The sequence below is a fragment of the Polyangium mundeleinium genome (genome assembly GCF_028369105.1).
In the GTDB taxonomy this organism is placed as follows: domain Bacteria; phylum Myxococcota_A; class Polyangia; order Polyangiales; family Polyangiaceae; genus Polyangium; species Polyangium mundeleinium.
In genome coordinates, this window is sequence record NZ_JAQNDO010000001.1 from 8504202 (window position 1) to 8509605 (window position 5404).

5 protein-coding genes are annotated in these 5404 nt (G+C 66.4%); all 5 read left to right on the forward strand.

The features are described 5' to 3' along the window. Positions 1 to 11: 11 nt before the first annotated feature. The 5 genes from tssI to POL67_RS33780 all read left to right on the forward strand — a co-directional run bounded on the left by tssI (position 12) and on the right by POL67_RS33780 (position 5292). Entirely contained in the window at positions 12 to 2582 is a 2571-nt protein-coding gene (gene tssI, locus POL67_RS33760) for a type VI secretion system tip protein TssI/VgrG (RefSeq protein ID WP_271924728.1), read from the forward strand. Between the two features lie 6 nt (positions 2583 to 2588). After that, positions 2589 to 2894, forward strand: a complete 306-nt coding sequence (locus tag POL67_RS33765; RefSeq protein ID WP_271924729.1) for an immunity protein Tsi6 family protein — start codon at positions 2589 to 2591, stop codon at positions 2892 to 2894. Further along, on the forward strand, positions 2879 to 3904 hold the full coding sequence (locus POL67_RS33770) for a TolB family protein (RefSeq protein WP_271924730.1): 1026 nt from the start codon (positions 2879 to 2881) through the stop codon (positions 3902 to 3904). The genes POL67_RS33765 and POL67_RS33770 overlap by 16 nt, the downstream gene beginning before the upstream one ends. Then, positions 3901 to 4545, forward strand: coding sequence for a hypothetical protein (locus POL67_RS33775; RefSeq protein ID WP_271924731.1), 645 nt, complete (start codon positions 3901 to 3903; stop codon positions 4543 to 4545). The genes POL67_RS33770 and POL67_RS33775 overlap by 4 nt, the downstream gene beginning before the upstream one ends. Before the next feature lie 111 nt (positions 4546 to 4656). Further along, positions 4657 to 5292, forward strand: coding sequence for a DUF4145 domain-containing protein (locus POL67_RS33780; RefSeq protein ID WP_271924732.1), 636 nt, complete (start codon positions 4657 to 4659; stop codon positions 5290 to 5292). Positions 5293 to 5404: the final 112 nt, after the last annotated feature.

The following is a 5404-nucleotide window of genomic DNA, read 5'->3' on the forward strand; positions in this document are numbered from 1 at the left end:
AGAGGAAGATCATGGCGCTGCTGGAGCTTGCCTTCGAAAACAATGAAGACTCCCTCTCGGTGCGGCATTTCACCGTCCGAGAGCCGATTTCCGGCTCGTTCGACGTGGGCGTCCTCGCGCGCTCGCGCTTGCCCGGGCTCGATCTCGAAGGGTTCGTCGGGAGACCCGCGGCGTTCCTGATGATGGGCGGCCCGCTCGCGGGCCCGCGCGCGTGGTCGGGTGTCGCCAGCCACATCCAGATGGTGCAGGCCGAGCCGACGGGCCTCTCGACCTATTTCGTGCGCATCGTGCCGCAGATGTGGCTCCTCCGGCTTCGCAAGCGGAACCGCATCTTCCAGCACATGACGATCCCTGCGATCGTCAAGCAGATCCTCGACGAGTATTCGATCGTCCACCAGATGAAGACGGTCGACGAGCACCAGGAACACGAGTATCGCGTCCAGTACGAGGAGAGCGATTACGATTTCGTGAGTCGCCTGCTCGAAGAAGAGGGCATCTCGTACTGGTTCAAGCAGGTCGGCGGCGGCAACGCCGGCACGTACACGACCGAGCTCGTCCTCGCGGACAAACCCGAGGCGGGCGAGGAGCGCCCCACCCTGCCCTTCGTGTATACGCCGAACCAGGACGCGCGCAAGGAGTTCGTCCGCAACGTCAAGGTCGCGCACCGCATTCGTCCCGGCGCGGCGAGCTTCCGCGATTACGATTTCGTGCGCCCCGATTTCCACCTCCTCGGCGACGCCGAGAAGGCGTCGAAGCCGGAAGACTTTTACGAGCTTTACCGGTACACCCCCGCCGGGCTCGTCAAAGATCGGCGTGAGCAGCCGCGCGTGCCCGCCGATCCCGAGGGCAAGCTCGTCGCCGACATCGACCTCGCGGCCGCGCGCCGCGGCAAACGCGAGCTCCAGTTCGATTCGAACGCGTACGACCTCGCGCCGGGGCTGCTCTTCAAGGTGGAGAGCCACCCGCGCAGCGACGTCTCGGCGGGTCACTTCCTCTGCACGGAGATCAGCGTCGAGGGCACGCACGACGGCGAATGGACGCTCTCCGGGTATGCGGCGTTCGTCGAGGAGAAGACGCGGTTCCGGCCGCAGAAGGTCACGCCGAAGCCTGTCGTCGAGGGCGTCGAGAGCGCGATCGTCGTGGGCCCGAAGGGCGAGGAGATCCACACCGACGAGCACGGCCGCGTCCGCGTGCAATTCCACTGGGATCGCGACGGCCAATACGACGATCAATCCTCCTGCTGGATTCGCGTGAGCCAGGGCTGGGCCGGCGGCGCGTTCGGCATGATCGTGCTGCCTCGCGTGAGCCAGGAAGTCTTGATCGCCTTCCTCGAAGGCGATCCGGACCAGCCCGTCCTCCTCGGCCGCGCGTACAACAAGGTCGCGCCCGTGCCTTTCAACCTCCCCGAGCAACGGACGGTGAGCACGTGGAAATCGCAGTCCTCGCCGAAATCCGAGGGCTGGAACGAGATCACCTTCGACGACGCCGCGGGCAAGGAGGTGCTCTACATGCAGGCCCAGCGAAACCTTTCGAAGCTCGTCAAGGCGAACGAGAACGAGCGGACGGGGGCGAATCGCTCGATCTTCGTGGGCGCGAACCGCAGCTCCTTCATCGGCGCCGTCGACAACGTCATGGTCGGCCAGCGCAGCGTCGCCGCGATGGTCGAGTTCCGGGAGAAAGACCCGGACAAACCGAACGAGCCCACGATGGTGCTCAAAGAGACGATGATCGAGACGATCCACCCGAAGATCTCGCTCACGACGGGCAAGGGCACGAGCATCATCGACGACGCGAACATCAACCTGCTCGCCGATCGCAACGTCGTCCTGAAATCGGGCAAGGACGTCATCATCGAGGGCAAACACGTCTACATCAACACGAAGAGCGTGCCGGGCAAGGCGCCCAAGGTCGAGGGCAGCGCGAGCGACGGCGCGCGCAGGCCCCAGGGCCGCACGCTCGGCGCGGTGCTGGAGACGTTTGGCCAGCCAAAGTCCAAGGCCGTGCGCCTCGCGATGCAACGCCAGGTCATCGGCTTCCGCCCGCCGACGCCGCAGATGTTCAAGGTCGCCGCGGCCAAGGGGAACAGCGTCGAGCAGATCGCCGCCCGGAAGAAGGTCGCCCTCCACTTCTACAAGGACATGGGCCAGAAGTTCGACAAGGCCTTGCAGAAGGTGCGCAATTACAAGTACCCGGAGGAGATCAACGAGATCCTGAGCCACATGAGGGGCATCGATTTCAAGGAGCCCCTCTCCGTGGGCCCGCCCCCGCCCGCGCCGAAGCGGCTGACGCAATGGCAGGTCCCGGACGGGTTCAAGGGCAATTACTTCGCGAGCTCCATGGCCACGCCGCCCGATCTCGGCATTGGCAAGCTCGGGACGAAGCAGGACGGCACGGTCGTCGAGAAGATCACGAAGCCGTACGCCATTCCCCCGTCGACGCCCTACTTGAAGACCACGGCGGCGAAGATCCTCGACACGTGGAGCGTGCAAAACAAGCCGGCGATGACCCCGGGCGGCATGACCCAGTATTACATCGGCGACAACTCGAACATCCTCGAAATCGGCGCGAAGCCCGCCGCCTGATCCTGCATGAACCGTCCGATCGACAGCCGGAAGGAGTTTTTCGAAGTCCTCGAGCAGACGCGGACCGAGGCCGAGGCGCGCTTCCAGCGAGCGCCGCGCTCCGCCCTGTACGAATCCATCGCCCGCCAGCTCGCCGCCATGCAATCGATGACGGAGAGCGGCCGCGCGCCCACCGAGGACGAGCGAGAGTCCATCACGATCGGCCTCCTCGCCGCCCGCGAGCTCGAGCCGGCGCAGGATCCGGACCTCGCTGATTTCATCGAACGCCTGCACGAGCTCAACGGATATTTCACGGCATGGCCACCCAACTAGCCGGACTCCGCTACCAGCACCGCACGTTCAACGCGCCCGTGCCCAGCGACGCCGTCCTGCGGCTCTGCCGGCTCGCGCCCTCCGGCCATCGTATCGCCTTCGTCCGCGAGGACGGCCCCGAGGGACAAACCGGCATCTGGATCGGCGAGCTCCACAACGCCCATTCGGTCCGGCTCCTCGTCCCGTTCAAGCCCGGTCGCGTCGAGGATCTCGCGTTTTCCCCGGATGGCTCGCACATCGCGTATCGCGTCGCGCCGCTGCTCGGATTCGGCGCGCGTGGCACCGTCGGCTGGGCGAGCGCCGATGCGCCGGGCGAGCTCCGGCGCGTGGAAGGCACGGGGTTTGGCTGGACCCCCGGCGGCAAGGCGATCCTCGTCGCGGATCCCTATCGCAAAGCGCTCCTTCGGTATGCGCTCGACGAGGAGGATCCGCGCGAGCTCGGCCCCTTCGAGGACGACGCCGATCCCTCGTTCCCTGCGCAGGTCGTGGTCTCGCCCGACGGCGAGCACATCGTGTACACGGCCGGGCGCGACGGCGAGGAGGTCTCCGAGGTCTGGCTCGTCAAGCGCGAAAAGAGCACGGTCGTGACCACGATCCTCACGGAGATCCCCGGCGCGAACGTCCACATCTTGCCTTTCTGGTCGCCCAAGGGCACGACGCTCGGCCTCTTCTGCGTGCACGAAGACCAGGAGAAGACCGCGCTCATCGTCGTCCCGCGCCTCGAAGGCGAGGGCCACGTCCTCTACGAGAGCAGCTACCTCGACCCGGCGCGGACGCCCACGTTCACGCCCGCGGCCCGCTCCATCGCCTTCTTCCGCACGGAAAAGCCCGGCGACGAGGAGCGCCTGGGGACCAGCCGCCTCGTCCTGCTCGACGTCAAGCGCGAGACATTCGCCGCCCTCGCCGAGCCGGACGAGGTGTTCGGCACGCCCCGCTTGTTCGATGACCGCACGATCGCCGTCGACGGCGAGGGCCTCGCGCACCTCTTCGTATTCGACGATCCGTTGTGACGAAGGTGCTAGACTCGACTCCAGCGAAGGAAGAGCTCGACATGGCGCTCGACGATCCGGATCTCCCGACCCAAGGTGTCTTCCCGAACGAGGAAGAGCTGAAGGATTGCATCACCGTCACGGTCCGGCAGCCGCGCTCGGATCTCGATTTCAGCATTCTTCTGCCCGACGGCTGGTATCAGCAGCCCGCGCCGATCGATAAAATCGACTTCTCCAAGGAGTCGGAGTTCGTCCCGCTCGCGCTCTTCAGCGCGGCGAAGGAGATGCTGCCGCCCATCCTCTTCACGGTCGGCGTCCGCCCTGCGCCGAAGAAGGGCAACGTGGCCGAATGGCTGGAGCGGCAATGTTATCTCCAGCAGCTCGCGCTCGAGCGCATCAAGCTCAACAAGTTCCCGTTCGGCTGGGCCGCGGAAGCCGTCGCGCTGCAGGCGAGCGAATTCGGCAAGCTCAAGCTGCGCATCACGATGTTCGAGGACGGCAATCGCCTCTTCGCGCTCATCGGAATGGCGCCGCTCGACGTGTGGGACGTGTGGGTCGTCCCGCTCGGCCTCTGCGTCAATACCTTCGAGCTCCTCGAGCCCAAGGGGCAGAGCGCGCCGCTCGCGCCGAAGTACGAAGATCCCAAGCCGGAAGGCGAGTAGCCCCGGAGGGGGGCCATGGCCGCGAGGCCCGGGGGCGCCGGGCACGGAATGGGCATTGCCCCCGGACGGCATGCGTGGAAGAGTGTGCTTCCATCGTTTCGAGGAGTAACCATGTCGATGCACCGCAACCCGAGCTTTTATTGCCAGGCGTGTCGCATGCAGGTGCAGCTCGTGCACCACGGTGAGCACAAGTACCAGCAGCAGGACGGGGCCTCGAAGGACTACGTCTTCGGTCATTGCGCCCGCTGCAACCGCGTGGGGCTCGTCGAATACGAGCACGAAGCCGACGGCGGGGCCGCGGAGCCGCGGCAGCTCTGGCCCTCGGTGCTCCGGCCCATCGATTTCGAGCTCCCGCCGCGGGTGATGGAGGCCTACCAGGAGACGCTGCGGTGCGAGGCGGCCGGCGCGTGGATGGCCACGGCGGTCATGGCGCGGCGCACGCTCGAGGTCGTGGTGCGCGAGTTCGCGCCCGATCACGAGCGTTTCCTCGACGGCCTGCGGGCGCTCTACACGAAGGGCCTCATCAGCGAGGAGCTTTGCCGCTGGGGCGAGGAGCTCCGGTTCCTCGGCGACGTCGGCGTCCTGCCCACGGACCCGAAGGCCTCGCACCAGGACGCAAAAGAGGCGCTCGAATTCCTGGGCGCGCTCCTCGAAACGCTCTACCACCTGCGCGAAAAGTTCCGGCGCATGCAGGCGCGGCGCCAGCGAGGGCGGCTCGGGGCAGATGCGCCCGAGCGGCCCTCCTGACGGGCAAGCTATCGTGAAGTTCGGGTTCGTGACGGCGCGGACGTCCAGCCCGTGGTCGCGCCGGAACTCCTGAAAGCAAGGACGCGATATCGTGACCGAGCGCAAAGCCGCG